The 23,580-nt window shown below is 34.8% G+C and carries 22 protein-coding genes; 16 read left to right on the forward strand and 6 right to left on the reverse strand.

The features are described 5' to 3' along the window. The first annotated feature begins 174 nt into the window (after positions 1–174). The 16 genes from gyrA to FKR84_RS03110 all read left to right on the forward strand — a co-directional run bounded on the left by gyrA (position 175) and on the right by FKR84_RS03110 (position 18,191). The gene (gyrA, locus tag FKR84_RS03035) at positions 175–2,718 is read left to right on the forward strand and encodes a DNA gyrase subunit A (RefSeq protein ID WP_141420718.1); all 2,544 of its coding nucleotides are present in this window, start codon (positions 175–177) and stop codon (positions 2,716–2,718) included. Between the two features lie 20 nt (positions 2,719–2,738). Continuing rightward, positions 2,739–3,983, forward strand: a complete 1,245-nt coding sequence (locus tag FKR84_RS03040) for a tetratricopeptide repeat protein (protein ID WP_141420719.1) — start codon at positions 2,739–2,741, stop codon at positions 3,981–3,983. A 125-nt stretch (positions 3,984–4,108) separates the two neighbouring features. Beyond that, positions 4,109–4,987, forward strand: a complete 879-nt coding sequence (locus FKR84_RS03045; protein WP_141420720.1) for an LpxL/LpxP family acyltransferase — start codon at positions 4,109–4,111, stop codon at positions 4,985–4,987. Positions 4,988–4,995: 8 nt separating this feature from the next. After that, on the forward strand, positions 4,996–5,436 hold the full coding sequence (locus tag FKR84_RS03050) for a hypothetical protein (protein ID WP_141420721.1): 441 nt from the start codon (positions 4,996–4,998) through the stop codon (positions 5,434–5,436). Between the two features lie 73 nt (positions 5,437–5,509). Continuing rightward, complete coding sequence (locus tag FKR84_RS03055) at positions 5,510–6,664, forward strand: beta-ketoacyl synthase N-terminal-like domain-containing protein (protein ID WP_141420722.1); 1,155 nt, start codon at positions 5,510–5,512, stop codon at positions 6,662–6,664. Further along, positions 6,664–7,281, forward strand: coding sequence for a hypothetical protein (locus FKR84_RS03060; RefSeq protein WP_141420723.1), 618 nt, complete (start codon positions 6,664–6,666; stop codon positions 7,279–7,281). Before FKR84_RS03055 ends, FKR84_RS03060 begins: the two co-directional genes overlap by 1 nt. Continuing rightward, a complete protein-coding gene (locus FKR84_RS03065; RefSeq protein WP_141420724.1) occupies positions 7,274–7,528 on the forward strand; it encodes a phosphopantetheine-binding protein in 255 nt (84 codons plus the stop codon). Before FKR84_RS03060 ends, FKR84_RS03065 begins: the two co-directional genes overlap by 8 nt. A gap of 2 nt (positions 7,529–7,530) precedes the next feature. Then, positions 7,531–8,727, forward strand: a complete 1,197-nt coding sequence (locus FKR84_RS03070) for a beta-ketoacyl-[acyl-carrier-protein] synthase family protein (RefSeq protein ID WP_141420725.1) — start codon at positions 7,531–7,533, stop codon at positions 8,725–8,727. Then, positions 8,728–9,795, forward strand: a complete 1,068-nt coding sequence (locus tag FKR84_RS03075; protein WP_141420726.1) for a beta-ketoacyl synthase N-terminal-like domain-containing protein — start codon at positions 8,728–8,730, stop codon at positions 9,793–9,795. Continuing rightward, entirely contained in the window at positions 9,789–10,559 is a 771-nt protein-coding gene (locus tag FKR84_RS03080) for a polysaccharide deacetylase family protein (RefSeq protein ID WP_141420727.1), read from the forward strand. Before FKR84_RS03075 ends, FKR84_RS03080 begins: the two co-directional genes overlap by 7 nt. Further along, a complete protein-coding gene (locus tag FKR84_RS03085) occupies positions 10,546–11,172 on the forward strand; it encodes an outer membrane lipoprotein carrier protein LolA (protein WP_141420728.1) in 627 nt (208 codons plus the stop codon). The genes FKR84_RS03080 and FKR84_RS03085 overlap by 14 nt, the downstream gene beginning before the upstream one ends. A 20-nt stretch (positions 11,173–11,192) precedes the next feature. Then, on the forward strand, positions 11,193–11,561 hold the full coding sequence (locus FKR84_RS03090; protein ID WP_141420729.1) for a hotdog family protein: 369 nt from the start codon (positions 11,193–11,195) through the stop codon (positions 11,559–11,561). Positions 11,562–11,567: 6 nt separating this feature from the next. Further along, positions 11,568–12,770 (forward strand): DUF2062 domain-containing protein, encoded by a 1,203-nt coding sequence (locus FKR84_RS03095; protein ID WP_141420730.1) that lies wholly within the window; start codon positions 11,568–11,570, stop codon positions 12,768–12,770. Beyond that, positions 12,771–15,209 (forward strand): MMPL family transporter, encoded by a 2,439-nt coding sequence (locus FKR84_RS03100; RefSeq protein ID WP_141420731.1) that lies wholly within the window; start codon positions 12,771–12,773, stop codon positions 15,207–15,209. A 50-nt stretch (positions 15,210–15,259) separates the two neighbouring features. Then, on the forward strand, positions 15,260–16,918 hold the full coding sequence (locus FKR84_RS03105) for a C45 family autoproteolytic acyltransferase/hydolase (protein WP_141420732.1): 1,659 nt from the start codon (positions 15,260–15,262) through the stop codon (positions 16,916–16,918). Positions 16,919–16,925: 7 nt separating this feature from the next. Next, on the forward strand, positions 16,926–18,191 hold the full coding sequence (locus FKR84_RS03110) for a phenylacetate--CoA ligase family protein (RefSeq protein ID WP_141420733.1): 1,266 nt from the start codon (positions 16,926–16,928) through the stop codon (positions 18,189–18,191). A gap of 22 nt (positions 18,192–18,213) precedes the next feature. Here the strand turns inward: FKR84_RS03110 and FKR84_RS03115 are convergent, their stop codons facing one another. The 6 genes from FKR84_RS03115 to tsaD are packed head-to-tail and all read right to left on the reverse strand — an operon-like array spanning position 18,214 to position 23,423. Continuing rightward, positions 18,214–19,395: a THUMP-like domain-containing protein gene (locus FKR84_RS03115; protein WP_141420734.1), complete on the reverse strand. Its 1,182-nt coding sequence runs from the start codon at positions 19,393–19,395 to the stop codon at positions 18,214–18,216. Continuing rightward, positions 19,395–20,486: an AI-2E family transporter gene (locus tag FKR84_RS03120; RefSeq protein WP_141420735.1), complete on the reverse strand. Its 1,092-nt coding sequence runs from the start codon at positions 20,484–20,486 to the stop codon at positions 19,395–19,397. The genes FKR84_RS03115 and FKR84_RS03120 overlap by 1 nt, the downstream gene beginning before the upstream one ends. Positions 20,487–20,498: 12 nt before the next feature. Then, complete coding sequence (locus tag FKR84_RS03125) at positions 20,499–21,020, reverse strand: TrmH family RNA methyltransferase (protein WP_141420736.1); 522 nt, start codon at positions 21,018–21,020, stop codon at positions 20,499–20,501. Between the two features lie 2 nt (positions 21,021–21,022). After that, positions 21,023–21,664, reverse strand: coding sequence for a DUF4159 domain-containing protein (locus tag FKR84_RS03130; protein ID WP_141420737.1), 642 nt, complete (start codon positions 21,662–21,664; stop codon positions 21,023–21,025). Positions 21,665–21,677: 13 nt separating this feature from the next. Beyond that, positions 21,678–22,391 carry a 16S rRNA (uracil(1498)-N(3))-methyltransferase gene (locus FKR84_RS03135; RefSeq protein ID WP_141420738.1) on the reverse strand — a complete coding sequence of 238 codons (714 nt, stop codon included), beginning with the start codon at positions 22,389–22,391 and terminating at the stop codon, positions 21,678–21,680. Between the two features lie 9 nt (positions 22,392–22,400). After that, positions 22,401–23,423 carry a tRNA (adenosine(37)-N6)-threonylcarbamoyltransferase complex transferase subunit TsaD gene (gene tsaD, locus FKR84_RS03140; protein WP_141420739.1) on the reverse strand — a complete coding sequence of 341 codons (1,023 nt, stop codon included), beginning with the start codon at positions 23,421–23,423 and terminating at the stop codon, positions 22,401–22,403. Positions 23,424–23,580 lie beyond the last annotated feature (157 nt).

A 23,580-nucleotide genomic window follows, 5' to 3' on the forward strand; every position in this document is an offset into this window, starting at 1 on the left:
CGCTAATAGACAAAATTATTGTCAAAATTCAAAATAGATTAACAGCAACTTATAACCAACACCCGATAAATTTTTGTTAATAAAATATGTGTGAAACTCATTAAAAACCCTATATATAATAGATATTTTGCTTAAATTGCCGCGTTAGAATTTAATAAATAAATTTGAGTTTTTATGGCTGAAGGAGAAAAGCTGATTCCCATTAATATCGAAGATGAAATGAAGTCTGCCTACATTGATTATTCAATGTCGGTCATTGTGTCACGTGCGCTGCCAGATGTTCGTGATGGTTTAAAACCCGTTCACAGAAGGGTTTTATTTGGAATGTATGAATTGGGCGTACTTTCCAACCGCTCACATAAAAAATCTGCTAGAATTGTAGGGGAGGTTTTAGGTAAATATCACCCACACGGTGATACCTCTGTTTATGATACGATGGTTAGAATGGCGCAAGAATGGAGTTTGCGTTATATGCTGGTGGATGGTCAAGGTAACTTTGGCTCTGTAGACGGCGATAGTCCTGCTGCAATGCGTTATACAGAAGCACGAATGCGCAAATTGAGCGAAGATATGCTTTCTGATATCGATAAAGATACAGTAGATCATCAATTAAATTTTGACGATACCATAGAAGAACCGACAGTTTTACCTACGCGCGTTCCCAATTTGTTAGTTAATGGCGCTAGTGGTATTGCAGTAGGTATGGCTACCAATATGCCGCCGCACAACCTATCGGAAGTGGTAGACGGTACCGTAGCTTACATAGAAAACCACGATATAGAAATAGAAGAATTAATTCAACACATTAAAGCGCCAGATTTCCCTACAGGGGGAATTATTTATGGCTATGATGGTGTGCGAGAAGCTTTCAAAACCGGCCGTGGTCGCGTTATAATGCGTGCAAAAGCGCATATGGAAGAAGTGAAAGGGAGAGAATGCATTGTAGTTACTGAAATTCCTTACCAAGTAAATAAGGCCGATATGATTAAGAAAACGGCAGACTTGGTAAACGATAAAAAGATTGAAGGTATTTCTTTAATTAGAGATGAATCTGATAGAAATGGGATGCGCGTTGTTTATATGATAAAACGCGACGCTATTCCTAATATAGTACTTAATACCTTGTATAAGCATACCGCTTTACAATCATCTTTTAGTGTAAATAATATTGCTTTGGTTAACGGTAGACCGGAAATGCTAAATCTAAAAGATATGATTATGCATTTTGTAGATCACCGTCACGAAGTGGTTTTACGTCGCACCCAATTTTTACTTAAAAAAGCAGAAGATCGCGCTCATATATTAGAAGGCTTAATAATTGCTTCAGATAATATTGATGAAGTAATTGCACTTATTCGCTCTTCTAACAATACAGAAGAAGCTCGTAATAAATTAATAGAGCGTTTTGAGTTGAGTGAAGTACAAGCCAAAGCAATTGTAGAAATGCGTCTACGACAACTAACCGGTCTAGAGCAAGATAAATTGCGTATCGAGTACGAAGATTTAATGAAAACCATAGAAGATCTCAAAGATATTCTAGCGCGCAAAGAAAGGCGTATGGAGATTATTAAAGAAGAGCTTCTAGAAATTAAAGAAAAGTACGGAGACGAGCGCAGATCAGAGATAAACTATGCCGGAGGCGATTTAAGTATGGAAGACATGATTCCAGACGAGCAAGTTGTTATCTCAATTTCCCATGCAGGCTATATTAAAAGAACACCGCTTACAGAGTATAAAAAACAAAATAGAGGAGGAGTTGGCTCTAAAGCATCTACAACCAGAAACGAAGACTTTTTAGAATATCTTTTTGTAGGTACCAACCATCAATACATGATTTTCTTTACCCAAGCAGGTAAATGTTTTTGGATGCGCGTTTTTGAAATACCAGAAGGCAGTAAAACTTCTAAAGGTCGCGCCATACAAAACCTTATCAATATAGATCCTGAAGATAAAGTAAAAGCTTTTATCTGTACGGAAGATCTCAAAAACGAAGAGTACATCAATAATCATTATGTGATTATGGCCACCAAAAAAGGTCAGGTTAAGAAAACTTCTTTAGAAAAATATTCCAGACCTAGATCTAATGGTATTAATGCGATAACCATAAAAGAAGGAGATGAATTGCTTTCTGCAAGGCTTACTACCGGAGACAGCGAAATTATGCTCGCTGCAAAAAGTGGTAAATGTATTCGTTTTGAAGAAAGTAAAACACGTCCTATGGGTAGAAACGCTTCAGGAGTTCGTGGTATTCGATTAGATAGCGATAAAGACGAAGTAATAGGTCTGGTTACAGTAAATGACCAAGAAACAGATATTTTGGTAGTTTCTGAAAACGGTTACGGAAAACGTTCCAGCTTAGAAGATTATCGTGTTACCAATCGTGGAGGTAAAGGAGTAAAAACTATTTCGATTACCGAAAAAACCGGAGAATTAGTGGCTATGAAAAACGTAACTGATTTAGATGATCTTATGATTATCAACAAATCTGGCGTAGCTATAAGAATTGCCGTAGCAGATCTTCGGGTGATGGGGCGTGCAACGCAAGGCGTACGTTTAATAAATTTACGAGAAGATGATTCTATTGCAGCCGTTGCAAAAATTGTAAACGAAGAGGAAGAAGAAGAGATGATTGAAGAAACCGGGGAAGAAAATACCCACGAAGAAGACGGCTCTTTAAACGATGGCACAAATCTTGATAAAACGGAAGAAGAAGAATAAATCATAAAACAAAAACTAAAATGAAAAAGAGTTTTTTAACAATAGGCTTGTCTTTGGTTACAATTTTAGCCTTTGGACAACGTAAAGAAATAAGAAAAGCAGGTGATGCTGTAGAAGAAGGTGATTACAAGTATGCAAAATCTTTAATTAATTCTGTAGAGGGTCAAGTTGCCTCTGAAAAAGATCGTATAAAAGGAGATTTTTATTTGGCAAAAGGACGCGCATATTTAGGTGCCAAACCCGAAACTGCAACGATTAAAGATTTAATGACCTCTGCCAATGCTTTTCAAAAAGCAATTGAGTATGGCGAAGAGCAAGAAGGAGAGCAAGGTTTAACAAAGGTTAAAGATGCAATGGTAAATAGTGCAATTGCAGATCAAAACCAACAGAAATTATCTTCTTCGGCAGAAAAATTAATAGCGGCTTATGATTTAAATACACAAGACACTATTTATCTTTATTACGCTGCTGCCAATATGTTTCAGGCAGGAGAAAAAGATAAAGCCTTAGAGTATTTTCAGAAGTTAGACAAAATGGGTTATACCGGAGAGGGTATACAGTACACAGCGGTAGAGAAAGAAACCGGCGAAGTACAAACTTTTCAGAATAAAAAGAATCGTGATATCTACATCAAAAGTGGAGACTATATAAATCCGGGAGAAGAAGAAATTCCTTCCAAGAAAGGAGATATCATTAGAAGTATTGCACAAATACATATTGAAAACGATAATGATAAAAAAGCTATAGAAGCTATAAACCGTGCTAAAGCAGAAAGTCCGGACGATCCTAGTCTAATGTTGGCAGAAGCTAATATCTATTACAGAATGGGTAAATTGGATAAGTATAGTGAGCTGGTAGAAAAGGTTATTGAAAAAGATCCTAATAACGCCGGTTTGTACTACAATTTAGGAATTACCTCTATGCAAATGGAAAGACCCGAAAAAGCTGTAGAATATTACAAACAAGCTATAGAAATTGATCCTTCTATGACAGATGCCTATATTAATTTAGCTTCCGCAAAGTTAATGAAAGAGCAAGAAATTATAGACGAGATGAATAATTTAGGAATGTCTAAAGAAGATAACAAGCGCTATGAGGAGTTGGGTGAGGAAAGAAAAGAATTATACCAAGAAGCTTTACCTTATTTAGAGAAAGCTACAGAATTAGACCCAAATAATACAGAAGCTATAAGAACGCTTAGAAATATTTACCTTCAGTTAGGCGAAGATGAAAAAGCAGAGCAAATGAAGAATAAATTAAATTAGAAATTCTTTCGTTCTCCTTAATAAAAAAACCGTTGGCAAATGCCAACGGTTTTTTATTTTAGCAGACTTTTGTAATAGAAATTTAACAGCACTTGGTTAAGCTCGCATAACAAAAATAAATTAATATGGCAGAGTGGACGGGAAAATCCCGAGGAACAGTTTTAGGCTTTAAAGTTTTTGTGTTTTTTATCAAAAATTTTGGAGTCAAAGCGGCCTATTGGCTCACAGCTTTGCCAATTCCTTACTTTGTTTTTTTTGCTCCCAAAGCCACAAAAAGTAATTTTTATTTTTTGCACAAACGTCTACAATTTTCCAAACCCAAAGCCGCTCTTGGCGTTCTAAAAACCTATTATGCGTTCGGGCAGGTTTTAATAGATCGTTTGGCTATTAATTTAAACCAAAAAAAGAAATATAGTTTTGAGTTAGATGGCGTAAAACATATAGAAAACTTATTAACGCAAAAATCGGGTGGCTTTTTGTTTACCGCACATATAGGTAATTTTAACTTAGCCAATAATTTCTTTCAAGACTTAACGCCCAAAGCAAAAGTAAATATGCTTATGACAGATAATGAGCATGAGCAAATTAAAGAATATATTAGTTCTATAGCAGAAAATAACAGGTTAAATATTATATTGGTTAAAGAAGATTTCTCGCATATTTTTAAAATTAAAGAAGCGCTTAGTAACAATCAACTTATAGTGATAGCCGCAGATAGAGACGGAAAAGATAAAAACATCCCAATGCAGTTCTTAAATAAAACTACACAAGTTTTAGAAGGTCCTTATAAATTGGCTTCCATCATAAAACGTCCTATTTTATTTGTACACATTATGCGAGAAAGCAATTATCACTACCATCTTTACGCTAGACCCTTCCGGGGAAAAAATTATCGCATTACCACAATTTTAGAATGTTATTTTAAAGATTTAGAAGAAAAAGTAAAGAAGTATCCATACCAATGGTTTAACTTTTATGATTATTGGAAAGCGTTTAAAAACTAAAGATAAATATGCCTGAAAAATCATTACTTACGGAAGAAGAAGTAAGCCTGTTATTACCACAAAAAGAACCTTTTGTCCTGGTAGATGCTTTATATTCTTGCAAGGCTTCATTAGCTAAAACAGGTTTTAATATTCCGAAAGAACATAGCTTGGTAGAAGATAGTTTTTTATCAGAAGCAGGAATTTTAGAAAATATGGCGCAAAGTATTGCGCTAAAAGCTGGTTATTTGGCAAAGCACCAAAAGCAAAACACTCCAAAAATTGGTTATCTGGCAGCCATTAAAAACGCTAAAATTTACCATCTTCCCAAAGTAGGACAAAAAATCACTACCCAAATTAAGCTCACTCACGCCTTAGGTACCATAAAACGCTATCATGCAGAAATAAAAGATATGCAAAACAAGGCTTTGGCAAGTGCCGAAATTACAACAACTTTAGCCAAAGAATAACGCTTTTTATTGGTTAAAGTATTTGGTACTTTTGCAAGAGGTATCAAAATCATAAATTGGCTCCAAACCTACAATGGCAAAAACGACGAAAAAAGCGTATATAACCAATACCGAAATTATTTCGCCTTTGGGTTTTTCTGTTCAGGAAAACTACGAAAACTTGGTTAATGGCCTTAGCGGAATAAAATATATAGAGGATAAAAATTATTTAGACAAAGCTTTTTTTGGAGCACAACTTCCAGAAAAAGCCTTAGAAAAAGCTTTTGAAGATCTCTCTGCAACTTCTAAAAATTATACCAAATTAGAAAAAATGTTGCTCCTGGCCGTAGACAAAATTTTAGATAAAAATCCCGATTTAGACTTAAACAAAACAGCGGTTATTATTTCTACCACCAAAGGAAATATAGATGCCTTAAGCCACGACAATGCTTTCCCTAAAGAAAGAGCAAAATTATTTGAACTTGCCAAACAACTACAAACTTTTTTTAATCTTCCTCAAACTCCAATTGTGCTTTCTAATGCTTGTATTTCCGGAGGTTTGGCAATTGCGGTGGGTAAAAAATTAATCACACATCAAAATTACGACCATGCGCTTATAGTTGGTGGTGATATTTTATCAAAATTTACCGTTTCGGGATTTTCTTCCTTTCAGGCTTTAGATTCCAAAATTTGTGCGCCTTTTTGCAAAGAACGCAACGGCATTAATTTAGGAGAAGCTGCGGCCTGTATTTTGCTAAGCGCTAAATCAATGTCTCAAAATGGCATAAGCATAGACGGCGAAGCCACAGCAAACGATGCCAATCATATTTCGGGACCGTCTAAAACCGGTGACGGACTTTATAAAAGCATACAAAACGCACTAAAAGAAGCGCAGCTTACTGCCAAAGAAATAGATTTTATATCTGCGCACGGTACGGCCACAATTTATAACGACGAGATGGAGGCTAAAGCTTTTTCGCGGGCAGGTTTGCAAGCCATTCCGCTTAACAGTTTAAAAGCACATTATGGTCATACTTTGGGAGCTTCGGCTTTATTAGAAACGATAATTAGTGTTGAGTGTATGAAAAGAAATCAATTGCTTCCCAATTTTAACTTTACGGAAATGGGCACTTCCAAGAAATTGGAAATAATCACCCAACTAAGCCAAAAATCCTTAAGAAATGTTTTAAAAACAGCTTCGGGTTTTGGCGGATGTAATTTTGCAATGCTTTTAAAAAAACAAGCCTGATGAATGCTACTTTTCAAATAACAGATTTTGTGCATCTTAACAGCCGCGGTTTATTCCGTAAAGAAAATATGCTTTATCCAAAATCTAACGAAATAAGTTTAGCAGATTTTTTAAAAAGTATTTATAAAGAGGAAAACCTAGCGTATCCAAAGTTTTATAAAATGGATTTGCTCTCTAAAATGGGAATTATTTGTACAGAAATTTTACTACAAGAAAATGAAATTGATAAAAATACTGCTTTGGTTTTTCAAAACAATGCCAGTAGTTTATCAACAGATTTAGAGCATCAAAAAAGCATTAGCCAAAAAGAAAATGCAATGGCTTCTCCTGCTGTTTTTGTTTATACTTTACCCAATATTGTAATGGGCGAAATTGCTATTAAGCACAATTTGAAAAGCGAAAACGCTTTTTTTATTGCAGAAAATTTCACGCCAGATTTTATTCACACCTATACCAGTATTCTCCTGCAAACCAACAAAGCAAATAGTGCAATTTGTGGTTGGATAGATTTGTATAACGACAGATATAATGTATTTTTGGCCTTGATTTCCAACAAAGGAAAAATAGGGTTTACCCCAGATAATCTGAAACAATTATACCATAGTGTAGATGAGTGATTTAAGAAAGGAGTTAAAGCTTAAAATTATTAAGCAACTCAATTTAGAAGACTTAGAAGTAAGCGATATTAGCAATAAAGACGAACTTTTTGGCGATGCTATTGGTTTAGATTCTATAGACGCTTTAGAGCTAATCGTGCTTCTAGAAAAAGATTATGGCCTTAAAATAACCAATCCAGAAAAAGGTAAAGAAATTTTTTATAGCGTAGATACGATGGCAAATTATATAGAACAGCACCAAAAATAAGTATGAAAACCCGCGTGGCAATAACCGGTATGGGAGTCATCTCTGCTATTGGCAACACAGTAGCCGAAAATTTTGCCAGTCTATGTAATTCTGAATCAGGTTTACGTCATCTCGATTTTTTAGACACCAAACACGCAAACAATTATTTATTTGGAGAAGTTAAACAAAGCAATACGGCATTGGTGCAAAAATTAAACCTGCCTAACGATAATAATTTTACCCGTGGAGCTTTATTGGCAAGCCTCGCAGCCAAAGAAGCTCTAAAAAACGCAAATTTAGAAAATTTACCGCGCGATTTAGCTTTTATAAATGCCACAAGCGTGGGAGGTATGGATTATACCGAAAAATATTACCGTAAGTTTTCCGACAAGCAGAAAACACAAAAATATATAGAAGCGCAACATCCGGGTTTTACTACAGATGTTATTGCCGCACATTTAGGTTGTAAAAATCTGGTAACCACCATTAGTACAGCTTGTTCCAGCAGTGCAAACGCTATTTTAACGGGCACCAAACTGATAGAAACCAACAAAGCCAAACAGGTTTTGGTTGGCGGGACAGATTGTTTGTCAAAATTTACCATTAATGGTTTTAAAAGTTTGTTGATTTTGTCTGAAAAAGCCTGTAAAGCCTTTGATGAAAATCGGGATGGCTTAAACCTGGGCGAAGCGGCAGCTTATTTAGTTTTAGAAAGCGAAGAAACTGCAAAACAAAGAAATCAACCTATTTTAAGCTATTGCAGTGGTTATGCCAACGCAAACGATGCTTACCACCAAACCGCTTCTTCGGCTACCGGCGAAGGAAATTATTTGGCCATTCAGCAAGCTTTGCAAAAAGCAAATTTAGACGCTTCTCAAATAGATTATATTTTGGCGCATGGCACGGCAACGATTAATAACGATGTATCGGAAGGCAAAGCGCTACAACGTATTTTTAAGAATTTTAATTTACCTCCGGTAAGTTCTACCAAAGCCTTTACCGGTCATACTTTGGGCGCTGCCGGCGCAGTAGAGGCTGTTTTTGCTATCTTAGCTTTGCAAAAACAAGTGGTTTTTAAAAATTTAAATTTTAAAAACAAAATGCCCGAAACTTCTATAAAACCGGTAGAAGATTTTCAGACAAATAGAAACCAACACGTTTTGTCTAATTCTTTTGGGTTTGGCGGTAATTGTACCAGTTTAATTTTCAGTAAAGCATAGATGGAACCCAAAATTTACATAAACGGCACCGGTTCTATTTCTGCACAAAAAGCAAGTTTACAGGCTTTAGAGGGTCCAAATCTATATAATGCGCCAGTTTTAAAACATTGTTTTACAGATTTTAAGAAATATATTAGTCCGAGAGAAATGCGACGTATGTCTACTGCGGTAAAATTGGGCGTAGCAGCTGCAAATGCTAGTTTAGAAGATGCCAATGTAAAAGAATTATCCGGTATTTTGGTAGGAACAGGTATGGGATGTAAACAGGATTCTGATATTTTTCTGGAAGATATGCTGCAGAATAAAGAAGATTTTTTAACGCCAACCAAGTTTATACAATCTACCCACAACACGGTTTCAGGGCAAATTGCTTTACAATTAGATTGTAAAGCTTATAATACTACGTATGTACAAAGTTCGGTTTCTTTTGAAAGTGCTTTCTTAGATGCCGAAATGGAATTACAAACCGCCAAAAAGCACAAAAACTATCTAGTTGGTGGGGTAGACGAAATTTCTGATTATAGTATAGATTTGCAACGCTTAGATGGACAAATAAAAGAAGAGAACTTTACCAATACACATTTAATGCAGCACATTTCTCCAGGAAGTATAATAGGCGAGGGGGCTTCTTTTTTTGTGTTGAGTAACTTCAAAAAAGCTAATTCTTATGCCCAATATTTAGGCAACAAAATTTATAATCAGTTGCAAGAAGATGAAGTCGAAATGGCTTTACGGAATTTTTTACAAGAAAAGGAAATAACGCTGAAAGATATTGATGCTATAATTTTAGGGCAAAATGCGATGCTGGTAGATCAGCCATATTTTTCGGTTTTTTCTCAAGGAAAGTTGCAAGATATTCCGCAGTTATACTATAAACATTTGGTAGGCGAATTTTACACCGCTTCTGCCTATGCTTTTTGGTTGGCTTGTCATATTTTAAAAGAAGGTAAAATTCCACAAAGTTGTAAATTAAATCAGTTCCAAATCCGTAAAAAGCCTGAGTATATCTTATTATACAATGTATACCGTGGTAAAAACCATAGTTTTAGTCTTTTGCGCACATGTTAAAATTTAAGAGCATAAATTATCTTTTTATAGGGCTTTTTCTCTTGCTTAGTTTACTGGTTTTTCGCTATTCCTGGCCAATTTATACTTATTTAATTCTCGGAGCTTTTTGGTTTGGAATTACCATTTGGGGCGCCACCAATGTTAGGACAAATTATTTTTTTGAAGCACTACATCAAAAGAAAACCACCCAAAAAAAAGTGGCTCTAACTTTTGACGATGGACCAAACACACAAACCGAAGCTATTTTGCAGCTGTTGGCAAAACATAATGTAAAAGCTACTTTCTTTTGTATAGGACATAAAATTGACGAAAATCCGCAGCTTTTTAAAAAAATTATAGAAGCCGGCCATAGCGTTGGCAATCATACATATAGTCATCCAAAAAACTTTGGATTTTTATCTTCCAAAACCGTACAACGCGAAATCGAGAGTTGCGATCGGGCGGCTTTTAGTCACGGTAATATTCGGTTAAATATGTTTCGGGTTCCTTTTGGGGTTTCTAATCCTAAGGTTAAAAAAGCACTTAAAAAAACAAAACACACACCAATTGGTTGGAGTTTGCGCTCTTTTGATGCATTATTTTCTTCGGAAAAATATATTTTAAAACGTTTGACCAAAAATATAAAACCCGGTAAAATTATTCTGTTACACGACTCAAAACCACACACGGTTCGTATCTTGGCAGAATTGTTGCTATTTTTAGAAAATAATGATTACACTTGCGAAAGCGTAGATAAATTACTCAAAATCAATGCGTATAAATAGTTTACTTATTTTTTGTTTCTTGCTTTGTGGCTCGGTTATAGCACAAGAAAAGCTTTCTGCCAAAGAAGTAAAACGCTTAGAAGAAAATATCCAGCAAAAAAATGCCGATATAAATAGTTTACAAGGCGAATTTATACAAACTAAAAAATTAGATTTTTTACAAGAACCGGCCAAAAGTTCGGGAAAGTTTATTTATAAAGCACCAAAGCAATTAAAATGGATTTATCTTTCGCCAGAATCTTTTAGCTTGCTTTTTACCAATCAAAAATTGTTTATTGAAGAAGAAGGCAACACCAAAGAAATAGCCATTTCTTCTAATAAATTGTTGCGTAGATTAAGTCAATTAATCGCCAAAAGTATAAATGGCGAAATGCTTAGCGATAATAGTTTTACTGTAAATTATCGTAAAGAAAAGCAATTTATAACGGCTCATTTAATACCTAAAGAGGCCACTATCAAAGATTTTATAGAGCAATTGGTTCTATACATTAATCCTGAAACTTTGCTGGTAGAAAAGATAAAAATTATGGAAAATGCTAAAGATTTTACATTAATTAGCTTAGAAAAAATCCGTGTAAACGAAATTATTCATAATGCGGTTTTTAAACCTTAATTTTTATTTCAAATTTTTTTATGGATAAGCAATTATACGTCCAAAAAAGGCATATTCAAAACGAAAACGAATCTGAAAGTTGGGTAGTTTTAAATTCTGAACACGCTATTTTTAAAGGTCATTTTCCTAAAAATCCTATTTTACCGGGAGTAGTTTTAATTGATATTTTTAAAAAAGAAGCAGAAAACTATTCGCAAGAAAAATTATTAATTAACCATATAAAAAACGTGAAGTTTTTAAAGGTGGTAAAAGTAGAAGAGGAGACGAGTTTAAAATTATTGACTATTTTTAAAACTTCGGAAAATAAATTACACCTTTTCGGAAAAGCTTTTGACGCCCAAAATAACTTGGTAGCTAAATTACAACTGGAACTAACCTCTTTTGAATAGCCATTTTTGAAAAAAACACCCACATATCAAGAGAAATTTGACAGGTTAAATTGTTGTGTAATAATACCTACGTACAATAACCAAAATACCTTGGCGCGTGTTTTAAACGAAGTTTTGCAATATACGCGCAACCTGATTGTGGTAAACGACGGCTCTACAGATAAAACGCCAGAGATTTTAAACGGTTTCCCGGAAATTACCCGCATTAATTTTACAGAAAATAAAGGAAAAGGAAAAGCGCTATTGGCAGGTTTTAAAAAAGCAGAAAAACTGGGCTATCATCACGCCATTACCATAGATTCTGACGGGCAACATTTTGCAGAAGATATGCCGTCTTTTTTAACCGAGTTGGAAGCCAACAATAAAGAACCAATTTTAATTATTGGCTCTAGAAAAATGGACGACCCAGAAGTGCCCAATACCAGCAGTTTTGGGAACAAATTTTCTAGTTTTTGGGTGTGGATAGAAACAGGCATCAACTTAGAAGATACACAATGTGGTTTACGTTTATATCCGCTACAAGTAGTAAACAATATAAAGTTACTTACCCCAAAATTTGAGTTTGAAATAGAAATTATCGTAAAAACCGCCTGGCGGAAAATACCGGTAAAAAACATTCCGGTAAAAGTACTTTATGACCCGGAAGAACGCGTTACGCATTTTAGACCGGTAATAGATATTGTGCGTATTACTTTGCTCAATATTTGGTTTGTAATCTACGCTTTTCTGTTTGTAATTCCGCAAAAACGCATCCGCCAAATTAAAGAAAAAGGCAGTAAACGCATCTGGAAAGAAGATATTCTTAAAATTGACGAACCGCCGCTTAAAAAAGCTCTTGCCATTGCTTTAGGCGTTTTTATTGGTATTGCTCCATTTTGGGGATTACAGAGTTTACTGGTGTTTTTTTTGGCGCAAATGCTGGGGCTCAATAAGCTGTTGGCTTTTGTGTTTTCTAACGTTAGCATTCCGCCGTTTATTCCGTTTATTTTGTATGCCAGCTATCAAACGGGCGCTTTGGTTACCGGCGAAGAAGTGAGTCTAAATCTTAATTTAGATAAGGTAAATTCTGCTTTAGATGTTTTGGTAGGAATGAAAACCTATCTCATAGGAAGCTTTATCTTGGCTGGTTTGAGCGCTATTTGCAGCGGACTTATTTTTTACTTTTTACTTTCGGTATTTAAACCTACAGCTAAGAAAAAACTCTCGTAAATGGGGACTTTCTTTTATAAAATTTTTGAGATAATTAGAAAAAATCGTTTGCCGGCTTTTATTGCTTTTCTGGTTTTGTTAAGCGGGATGACTTTTTTTGCTTCGCGTTTAAACTTTACGGAAGAAATCACGCAGTTAATTCCGAAATCTAAAGAATCTCAAAAATTACAAGAAGTTCTAAATACCGTAAATTTTTCCGATAAGGTAATTGTAAATATTCAAGCAAAAGGTACTGCCACAAGAGAAGATTTGACAGCTTACGCGGAAACTTTTCTTCAAACAATAAAAGCTTCTCCGCATATAGCCAATATACAAGGTAAAGTGCCGCAAGACAATGTTTTACAAACCTATACTTTTGTAAATGAACATTTGCCGCTTTTTCTTAACGAAAAAGATTATCAAGTTATAGAAAAACGTTTGGCAAAAGACAGCATAAGTAAAAGAGTAGGGCAAGCTTACCGTTCGCTTACTTCGCCGGCTGGTATGTTTAGCAAACAGTTTTTACTCAAAGATCCGCTTGGGTTTACCAATTTGGGTTTAGAAAAACTAAAAACTTTACAGTTCTCGTCTGGTTTTACGTTGTACAATAATTTTTTAATTACCCAAGATGGTAAAAACTTATTGCTTTTTATCACGCCGACAGAAGAAGCAAAATCGGCTAAAAACAGCGAAATTTTTGCACAAGAATTACGTAAAACTTTAAACAAATTAAACCAAAAAAAACCAAATGTAACTGCCGAAGCCGTGGGCGCAATTTTATATTCGGTAGCTAATGCAAGGCAAATTAAAAAAGATATTTTTACTAGTGTTGGTATAGCTTTAGGCGTGCTTATAATTATTTTAATCTGGTTTTACCGTAAAATATATATTCCGTTTTTACTTTTATTGCCAAGTGTTTTTGGCGGGATTACCGCTTTGTTTTTTCTGTTTTTGTTTCAGTCAGAAGTTTCGCTAATTGCTTTGGGTATTGGGTCGGTTTTAATTGGGATTAGCTTAGATTATTCGCTACACATTTTGACGCATTATCGAGCAAATCCTAAGGTTAAAGAATTGTATGCCAGAGTGAGCAAACCGGTTTTACTGAGTAGTTTTACCACGGCTTCTGCTTTTTTATGCCTTGGATTTATAGATAGTCCGGCTTTAAACGATTTAGGCTATTTTGCAGCAATTAGCGTAGTAACCACCGCAATTTATGCTTTGCTATTTTTACCGCATTTATATAAACCGAAAGAAAATTTCGCAAATAGAAAAACTGTTTTAGACAAGTTTGCACAGTATGCTTTTCATAAGAATATTTATCTTTTAATTGGTACCGGAATTGTTTTTATAGCAGCCTTATTTTATTTCCAAAAAGTTTCTTTTACCTCCAATTTAAGTAAGCTTAATTACCAACCAACTTATTTAAAACAAGCCGAAAAAAACTTGGATAGCGTTGCTAATATGCACGGCAAAAATATTTATGTAATTAGCCACGCCAAGACTTTAGAAAAAGCACTTCTAAAAAACTCCCAATTGTTCGAAGAATTGGAAACAGCCAAAAAAGAAAAAGAAATCTTAAGTTATGCAAGTGTTGGGCAGGTGGTTTTGCCCAAAGCCAAACAAGAAGAAAAAATTAAAAAATGGCAAAATTTCTGGAATAATCAGAGACTAAATAATCTTGAAAAACGGCTTTCTTTAGCAGTAAAAGAGACTGGTTTTAAGGCTTCGAGTTTTAATGATTTTAAAAACAAATTAAAGAAAACCTATAAGCCAATTGGCATAGCAAAGTACACAAAATTAGAAGCTTTATCTCTAAACGAATTTATAGACAGTTCTGCTACCAAAGCTCTTTATACGGTTTTATCTACCGCAAAAAGCCTGCAAGAAAATGCGGAAGAATTTAGAGAACGCTTTAGAAAAGAGGAAAATTTATTGCTTATAAACAGAAAATCTTTAAACGAATCACTTTTGGGCAATTTAAAAAGCCAGTTCAATAACTTAGTTCTTTATTCGCTTGCAGCGGTTTTTTTACTTTTATTATTGGTAAACAGAAGTTTAAAATGGGGCTTGCTTACTATGTTACCAATTGCGATAACTTGGGTAATCGCGTTAGGAATTATGTATTGGTTAAAAATAGAATTTAATATTTTTAACATCATAATTACCAGTTTTATTTTTGGTTTGGGAATAGATTATAGCATATTTATTAGCAATGGTTTACGCTACGAAAAAGAAAATCTTGCTACCTATAAAACTTCTATTTTTCTTTCTGTAATCACCACAATTTTAGGAATTGGGGTTTTAATTTTCGCAAAACATCCTGCCTTACATTCGGTGGCGGCAATTTCGGTAATTGGTATTTTATGTGTTAGTTTTGTAACGATTTGCGTACAACCTTTTCTTTTTAAGGTGTTTTTTAAACGGATTGATTCCGTAAAGAAGAAAACAGATTCTAATTAATTTTTACCATATTTTTACTTTTGAACAAAACCAAACCCAATTTACTTATTATGAAAAAACAGCTTCTTTTTTGTTTCGTAATGGTTTGTTTTTTGGGCAGTTGTGGCGTCAAAAAATCTTTGGAAGACCGTCCGGATTTATCAGGAATTGTTTCTGTAGATACGGCTAGAACAAAATTGGCAGAAGATTTTTATAAAGTTGGCAACAACAGCTTGCGTAAAAACAAGGAAGGTTTATGGGAAATGTATATAGAAGGAGAGGCTTTAGAGCGCGGTTTTGCCATAGGAAGTTTATCGCGCGAGCTTCTTAAAAAACAAGAAGAAGCTTTGATGAACCAGGTTTTTACAATGGTAGAAAAACCGGGTTACCGTAAGTTTTTGAGTAAAATAATTGCTTTTTATAATCGCGATTTGTACACGCACGTAAACGAAGAATACAAAGCAGAAATTTACGGAATTTCCCGCTATAATACGCATAAATACAACTACTTCGCAAAACCTTATGTGCGCTCTTTGTATTTGCACGGCGCACACGATATTGGCCACGCTTTGCAAGATTTAATGTTAGTAGGCTGTACTTCTTTTGCAGCTTGGGACCAAAAAACCAGCGACGGGGAATTACTTATTGGTCGTAATTTTGATTTTTATGCAGGCGATGCTTTTTCCGAAGAAAAAATTATAGCTTTTATCAATCCGCAAAAAGGACACAAATTTATGATGTATACTTGGCCCGGATTTGTGGGCGTAGTAAGCGGAATGAACAACGCGGGTTTAACGGTTACCATAAACGCCGGGAAATCTAAAATTCCCTGGAAAGCCAAAACACCAATTGCTTTGCTTACGCGCGAAATTTTACAATATGCCAAAACTACCCAAGAAGCCATTGCTATTGCCAGAAATAAAGAAGTTTTTGTGTCTGAAGCAATTATGGTTGGCAGCAGCAAAGAGAGAAAGGCAATTCTTATAGAAGTGGCTCCCAAAAATTTTGGCGTCTACCAAGTAAAAAACCAAGCAAAGTTGGTGTGTAGCAATCATTTTCAAAGTGAAAACCTTAAAGATGAAGCCCGCAATTTACAAACTATTGAAAACAGTCACACTTTACCGCGTTTTGACAGAATGAACCAATTATTGGAGAAAAACGATAAAATAACGCCACAAAAAGCAGTAAAAATTCTGCGCGATAGAAGAGGAGTAGACAATAAAATTTTAGGAATGGGCAACGAGTTGGCAGTTAACCAAATGTTGGCGCATCACGGTGTGGTTTTTAAACCCGAATCTAATTTGGCTTGGGTATCTTCTAGTCCTTACCAAATGGGCGCTTTTGTTGCCTACGATATCAAAAAAGCCTTTACGGAATTTGAAAACGGAGATTATTCGCTTAAAGGAATTGATAGTTTAAAAATTAGCGAAGATAGTTTTATACACACGCAGGATTTTCAGGATTATGAGACGTATAGAAAAAAAGTAAAGCTGTTTAAAACAGTCATAAATAGCGAACAAAGCTTGCAAGAAGAAGAAATAAATACTTTTCGGAATTTAAATCCGTATTTTTGGGAAACCTATTATTTAATAGGTCATTATTATTATGCGCAAAAGCAATATAAAAAAGCCATTATTCATTTTAAACAAGCTTTAAAACGGGAGGTGACCACAAAAAATTCCGTAAAGCAACTTAAAAAGTTAATAAAAAAAAGTTACCGCAAAATTTAGAAATTGCATGGCAGATAAAACAGATTTAAAAAGTGAGCAGTGGCAAAAAGTACTGACGCAACTTTATTATTTAGAAAAAAACTCTGCTTTTTATAAAAAGTTGTTGCAAGAAAATAATATAGAACTTTCTAAAATAACGCCTACCAACTTTAGTAAAATTCCTATTACCACCAAAAAAGATTTGGCTGCGCAAACAAGTGATTTTATTTGCGTTCCGCAGACAGAAATTATAGATTATGTGACTACCTCGGGCACTTTAGGAAAACCGGTTAGCTTTGCTTTAAACGAAAACGATTTGCAAAGATTGGCAGAAAACGAAGCAAAATCGTTTAAACTGGTTGGCGTAAAACCAGAAGACGTGGTGCAAATTACCACCACATTAGACAGGCGTTTTATTGCCGGAATGGCATATTTTTTAGGCTTACGAAAATTAGGCGCCGGCATTGTGCGTGTTGGCTCCGGAGCGCCGGCTTTACAGTGGGATTCTATACAACGGTTTTCGCCAAGTTATTTGGTGGCCGTACCTTCCTTTTTATTAAAAATGATTCAGTTTGCTAAAGAAAATAATATTGACTGCAATAAAAGCTCTGTAAAAGCTGCAATTTGCATTGGCGAACCTTTACGGAATAATAATTTTGAATTAAATACTTTAGGGAAGAAAATTAAGGAATTATGGGATATCGAGTTGTTTTCTACCTATGCTTCCACAGAAATGTGCACCGCTTTTACCGAGTGTAAAATGCACCGCGGCAATCATATTCCCGAAGATTTAATCTTTACGGAAGTAGTAGATGAAGAAGGTAATAGCGTAAATAATGGCGAAGCTGGAGAGCTTACAATTACCACCTTGGGAGTAGAAACCATGCCGCTTTTGCGTTATGCCACGGGCGATATTGTTACAAAAATAAATAAGCCTTGTAATTGTGGCGTTAAAGGAAATCGCATAAGCACGGTTTTGGGTAGAAAACAACAGCTTATTAAATTTAAAGGCACCAGCGTCTATCCGCAACAAATAGAAGAAGTCTTGGCACGTTTTAAAGAAATAGATTTGTATTTAATACGTGTTAGCACCAATAAATTAGACACAGATGCCATAGAAATTTACATCCCTAACACGGTATCAGTTGACACACAGAAAGCTTTAAAAAATCATTTACGCGCCAATTTACGCGTTTTACCGGAGCTTGTTTTAAAAGAGGAAAAAGTTTTAGAAACTATGATTTTTAAACCGGAAGAACGCAAACCCATTCGTTTTATTGATGATAGAAAGTGAATTTCCTTTTAGATACCAGCAATTATATTTTTTCGCAAACCAAAATCATCTTCTCTTCATCCTGTGTAGTAACAAAAAACAAATAGGTTTCCCCGCCATCTTTAATCTTAAATTTTTTACGGATTTGTTCTACGCTTAACACAAAATTACGCGTAGCGATATTGGCTTTTTTAATGCCTGAATTTGCCAATGCTTTTTTAGAAAAATGCAACTTTTCTAAAATTTTGAATCTTCTACCGGGAAAATCTATTTGTTGGTCTGCCGTAAAAAGATGGGTATTAGCGGCTATTTTCTTTACGGAATATTTTTCGGCTAGAGCTTGAAAACAAGCACTTTTCATAATAGCCGCGTTGGGCTCGTATAAAAATTGTTGGGGTTTACTGTAGCTAATTTCTTTTTCCTTTATAGAAGAGAAAAGACAAGTGAATTTTTCAGTAGATTTGCTTTTATAGTTAAAACACTCTACTTTTATTTTTTCGGTTTGGTAATTGGGTTCTACCACCCAAAGCAATTCTTTTACTTCGTTATCTATGGCTACAATGTGCAATTTGTTTACCCATTTTAATTGCTGAATGCTTCGGTTAATATCTAACAAGGGTGAAGTTTTAATAAGCAGTTTTTGTGTTTTTTTGCTAATCCATTCTAAATTCTCTAAAATATTGGGCGTAGAATTTTCCAACAGAAATACTTTTTTTCCTTTTTCCCGCCTTGACGGGTCTATATAAACCCAATCAAATTCTAAGCTTTCGTTTTTTAAAAATTCAAGTCCGTTACCAGTAACAAAATTCATTTTACATTTTGGCGCCAAGATTTTATGGTTGTGTGTAGCGAGCAAAGAAAGCTCTGTATTAATTTCGCAATGCCAAACTTCTTCTGCCTTTTTACAAAAAAAATGACTGTCTATCCCAAAACCTCCCGTTAGGTCTATTACTTTCCCGTTAACCAAAATTGCTTTGTGGCGCGCAGTAACTTCAGAAGAGGTTTGTTCTAAATTTAAAGTAGGTGGATATAGTATGTTTTTGGCGTTAAACCAGGTAGGTAATTTCTTTTTTGCCTTTTGTTTGGCTTCAATTTGTGCAGCAATTTCTTGTATGCTTACTTCTTTAAACGGACTGCCTTTTAAGATTAAAGCAGGCAGATCTGCTTGTAAGTTTTGGTTTATAAAATCTTGAATTTCATCTTTTAAAACAGCAAAATCTGGCATTACATATCGCGCGTTAATTTTTTTACAATTTTATATTCGCTAAAAGCCTCTTTGGCTATTACTTTTATAGCAGTGTACGAGGGTATAGCTATAACCATGCCTATTATGCCAAATAACAAACCTGCTATTAAGATAATTAAGAATATTTCTAAAGGATGCGAGCGTACACTTTTTCCAAAAATTAAAGGTTGATTTATAAAATTATCAATAAGCTGCGCCACAGAATAACCGGCTAAAATATAAAGCAAACGCGGTAAAATAATACTGGAAAAATCGGAGCCAAGATTGCTTGATATTACAAAAAGCATCATTAAAACCCCGGCGATAATCGGTCCTAAATAGGGCACAATATTTAAGGCAGCACATATAAAAGCAATCGCAATTGGGTTGTCTATATCAAAAACCATCAGTAAAATAGAATACAAAACGAACAATACGAAAAGTTGCATAGTTAATCCTACAAAATAGCGCGATAGCAAGACTTTAATTTTATTAAAAACACGTTTAAAACGAGCTTCTTCTCCACGGTTAGAAAAAACCAAAATACTGTTAAGCATAAGGTTACTGTCTTTTAAAAAGAAAAAAGAAATAAATAGCGTAGAGAAAATAGCAATTAGACCTGCACCAAATCCGCTGAAAACCATATTTAGAAAATTGGGAATCATTCCTAAATTAAAATCTTTAAAATAACTGGTTCCTTGTAAGTGTTGTAAAATATTTATCTCTTTTTGTAAGCCTAAATAATCTCGTATTTGATTATTAAGAATATTTAAATCGTTTTTAAAAGCTTGTAAATCTATCTGACTCAAGTTGCGGCTTTGCTCTATTATTATTGGTACAAACAAACCTATTAATCCAATAAAAACGCCCAAGACTATTATAAGCACAGTTACTACGGCCAATGCGTTAGGAAAATAACAACGGTGTTTTAAAAAAATTACAATAGGCCTTCCTATTAACGCAATTACAGCAGCCATAGCAATATATACGATAACCGATTGTATTTTGTAAATAAAAAGTAAAAGCAGTATAATACCTACAATTATACCCACTGCTCTCAAAATGCCGTATGTTATGGTTTTGGAAGTCACAGCGTAAAGATATTATTTCTTTTTAATTTGACTAAGCTTTTTTGTAATCTCAAAAAGTGCGATGCCCGTGGCTTGTGCAATATTCATACTAGAGTTTTGACCAAACATAGTAATGTGTATACAAGCATCTGCCAATTTTAAAGTAGCGGAACTAATACCAAAATTTTCGTTTCCTACCACCAAAAGTATTTTAGATTCGGTTTGTAGCTGTATTCTTTCTATAGCAATGCTTTCTTCTGTAATTTCTAAACAATAAATTTTATAACCTACTTGTTTATAATGCGCAACAATCTCTTCAATAGAAAAGAAAAAGCTATGTTCCACCGATTTAATTGTTGCTCTTGCTGTTCTTTTTAATCGGTTGCTATTAAGGTTTATCCCTTCGGGTAAATAAATTTTCTTTACACCAAAAGCATCTGCCAGTCGAAACAAACTTCCGGTATTTGCGGGTTGCAAAACCGTTTCGCTAAGTAAAATTATAGGAAATTCTTTTGCTTCAAAAGCATTATTTTCATGGGTTAATTGCTCGTTCATTTCTAATGTTCAAAAACATATTTAATAAGATTAGCGCCCATTTTTAACGCTTTTTGTCTTACAGCTTCGGGGTCGTTATGTATTTCCTGGTTTTCCCAACCGTTTCCTAAATCACTTTCATACGTAAATAATAAAACCAGCCTATTATTGTGTGTAATACCAAAGGCCTGGGGTCTTTTTCCGTCGTGTTCGTGAATTTTTGGTAAACCTTTCGGGAAATCGAAAGCAGCAGAAAATATTGGGTGTTGCGCAGATAATTCTTCTAATTTGATGTTGGGGAAAAGTTTTTTAATTTCTTCTACCACATAATCGTGCATGCCGTAATTATCGTCTATGTGCAAAAAGCCGCCGCTAATTAAATAATCGTGTAAATTCTGTACATCGTTTTCATCAAAAAAAACATTGCCGTGACCGGTCATATGCACAAAAGGAAAAGTAAACAAAACCGGATCAGATGGTTCTACCGTTACCGGTTTTTCCGCAATTTTTGTATTTATATTTTTGTTACAAAACGCTATTAAATTTGGCAAAGAAGTAGGATTACTATACCAATCTCCACCACCTTTATATTTTAAAAGTGCTATTTCTTGTCCGTACCCCACTAGGCTGCCTAAGATTAAAATTATACTAAGTAATTTTTTCATTTTGAGATGCGTTTTAATCGTTATCGTGCATAAAAGCAATGCTATGGCAAGCTACAATTGCTGCAGTTTCTGTACGCAATCTACTATTTCCTAAGCTAATTGGTATATAATTGTTATTTAAAGCTTTTTCAATTTCTGCCGGAGAAAAATCGCCTTCGGGACCAATAAGAATCGTGTAGCTTTTATTGAGTTCTACTTGGTTTTTTAAGGATTTTCTATGACCTTCTTCGCAATGGGCAATAAATTTTTGCGCTTTCGCGGAATTTTCCTCAATAAACTTTTCGAAGCTAATTGGCGCATTTAAAACGGGAATACGGTAATGTAAAGATTGTTTTAAGGCGCTTTGCAACACGCGCTCAAAACGGTTTAGTTTTACTTTTGTACGTTCGCTATGATCGCAGATAATTGGGGTTATTTCGTCTATACCAATTTCGGTAGCTTTTTCTAAAAACCACTCAAACCTATCGTTCATTTTTGTTGGCGCAACTGCCAGGTGTAGTTTGTATTTACGCGCCTCTGTTTCTTGGTATTCGGTAATTTCCGCAAAGCATTTATTGTGATTTGCCTGAGTGATTACTGCGGTAAAAAGCAAACCTTTTCCGTTGGTTACAAAAACTTGGTCGCCTTCCTTTTTCCGTAAAACTTTTACAATATGTCTACTTTCCTCTTTAGGGAAAAGAACCGTTTTGTCTGTTTTGCTAAGCTGCGGATTGTAAAAAAGTTGCATAAAATATTTTTATAAATGATAACGGGATTGCGCGCTTATCGAAGCCGAAGAAAAGTCTTGTTTTAAAAACTTATAGTAACCAACAATACCAATCATTGCAGCATTATCTGTAGTAAATTCAAATTTGGGAATATAAACTTGCCACTGGTGTTTTTGCTCCATTTCTTTTAAAGCTTTTCGAATGCCACTATTGGCCGAAACCCCGCCGCCAATTGCAACTTGCCGAATCTTTGTTTCCTGCACCGCTTTTTTTAGCTTCTTTAGAAGTATTTTTACAATAGTGTACTGAAACGATGCACAAATATCTTCTAAATTTTGTTCAATAAAATCTGGGTTGGCTTTTTCGTTTTTCTGAAGAAAATACAACATAGCCGTTTTTAATCCGCTAAAGCTAAAATTTAAATCTTTTACCTGCGGAATGGGAAATTCAAAAGCTTTCGGGTTTCCTTTTTGTGCAAGTTTGTCTATTTCTGGCCCGGCAGGATAGGGGAGGCCAAGCATTTTTCCGCATTTATCATAAGCTTCGCCAACAGCATCATCTAAAGTTTCGCCAATTACACTCATCTTAAAATAATCTTCTACTTTAACAATTTGCGTATGGCCGCCGCTTATGGTAAGTCCTAAAAAAGGAAAAGTTGGCTTTTTAAAATTTTCTTCTTCGATAAAATGTGCCAAAATATGGGCTTGCATATGGTTAACTTCAATAAGCGGAATGTTTGAAGCCATTGCCATAGATTTTGCAAAAGAAGTGCCAACCAGTAAAGATCCCATAAGGCCGGGACCACGGGTAAATGCAATGGCAGCAAGGTCTTTTTTCTGTATGTTAGCTTTCCGTAAAGCTTGATCTACTACCGGCACAATATTTTGTTGATGCGCTCTAGAAGCCAACTCTGGCACCACGCCACCGTATTCTTGGTGTATTTTTTGTGTAGCAATAATATTGCTGGCAATTTTTGCGTTGCATAAAACAGCTGCCGCAGTATCGTCGCAAGAAGATTCTATGCCTAAAATATATGTTTTTTCCTTGTTCATTTTTTAATTTTTGCCAATATAAATTGCTTATTTTGCACCAAAGCTACTTAAATTTGTAAACAGCCTAACTTAATGCAAAATTAAGATTATTCCGCAGAAAATAGAAAAATTGTCAAACCGCAATTAAACCAAATTTACATTAAAAAATTTTTAAAAA

Origin of the sequence: Haloflavibacter putidus, from assembly GCF_006546625.1 — a bacterium.
Classification (GTDB): Bacteria; Bacteroidota; Bacteroidia; order Flavobacteriales; family Flavobacteriaceae; genus Mesonia; species Mesonia putida.

Coding starts and splice junctions, on each gene's coding strand:
- gyrA (WP_141420718.1), top strand. CDS start 175: ATGGCTGAAGGAGAAAAGCTGATTCCCATTAATATCGAAGATGAAATG.
- FKR84_RS03040 (WP_141420719.1), top strand. CDS start 2,739: ATGAAAAAGAGTTTTTTAACAATAGGCTTGTCTTTGGTTACAATTTTA.
- FKR84_RS03045 (WP_141420720.1), top strand. CDS start 4,109: ATGGCAGAGTGGACGGGAAAATCCCGAGGAACAGTTTTAGGCTTTAAA.
- FKR84_RS03050 (WP_141420721.1), top strand. CDS start 4,996: ATGCCTGAAAAATCATTACTTACGGAAGAAGAAGTAAGCCTGTTATTA.
- FKR84_RS03055 (WP_141420722.1), top strand. CDS start 5,510: ATGGCAAAAACGACGAAAAAAGCGTATATAACCAATACCGAAATTATT.
- FKR84_RS03060 (WP_141420723.1), top strand. CDS start 6,664: ATGAATGCTACTTTTCAAATAACAGATTTTGTGCATCTTAACAGCCGC.
- FKR84_RS03065 (WP_141420724.1), top strand. CDS start 7,274: ATGAGTGATTTAAGAAAGGAGTTAAAGCTTAAAATTATTAAGCAACTC.
- FKR84_RS03070 (WP_141420725.1), top strand. CDS start 7,531: ATGAAAACCCGCGTGGCAATAACCGGTATGGGAGTCATCTCTGCTATT.
- FKR84_RS03075 (WP_141420726.1), top strand. CDS start 8,728: ATGGAACCCAAAATTTACATAAACGGCACCGGTTCTATTTCTGCACAA.
- FKR84_RS03080 (WP_141420727.1), top strand. CDS start 9,789: ATGTTAAAATTTAAGAGCATAAATTATCTTTTTATAGGGCTTTTTCTC.
- FKR84_RS03085 (WP_141420728.1), top strand. CDS start 10,546: ATGCGTATAAATAGTTTACTTATTTTTTGTTTCTTGCTTTGTGGCTCG.
- FKR84_RS03090 (WP_141420729.1), top strand. CDS start 11,193: ATGGATAAGCAATTATACGTCCAAAAAAGGCATATTCAAAACGAAAAC.
- FKR84_RS03100 (WP_141420731.1), top strand. CDS start 12,771: ATGGGGACTTTCTTTTATAAAATTTTTGAGATAATTAGAAAAAATCGT.
- FKR84_RS03105 (WP_141420732.1), top strand. CDS start 15,260: ATGAAAAAACAGCTTCTTTTTTGTTTCGTAATGGTTTGTTTTTTGGGC.
- FKR84_RS03110 (WP_141420733.1), top strand. CDS start 16,926: ATGGCAGATAAAACAGATTTAAAAAGTGAGCAGTGGCAAAAAGTACTG.
- FKR84_RS03115 (WP_141420734.1), bottom strand. CDS start 19,395: ATGCCAGATTTTGCTGTTTTAAAAGATGAAATTCAAGATTTTATAAAC.
- FKR84_RS03125 (WP_141420736.1), bottom strand. CDS start 21,020: ATGAACGAGCAATTAACCCATGAAAATAATGCTTTTGAAGCAAAAGAA.
- FKR84_RS03130 (WP_141420737.1), bottom strand. CDS start 21,664: ATGAAAAAATTACTTAGTATAATTTTAATCTTAGGCAGCCTAGTGGGG.
- FKR84_RS03135 (WP_141420738.1), bottom strand. CDS start 22,391: ATGCAACTTTTTTACAATCCGCAGCTTAGCAAAACAGACAAAACGGTT.
- tsaD (WP_141420739.1), bottom strand. CDS start 23,423: ATGAACAAGGAAAAAACATATATTTTAGGCATAGAATCTTCTTGCGAC.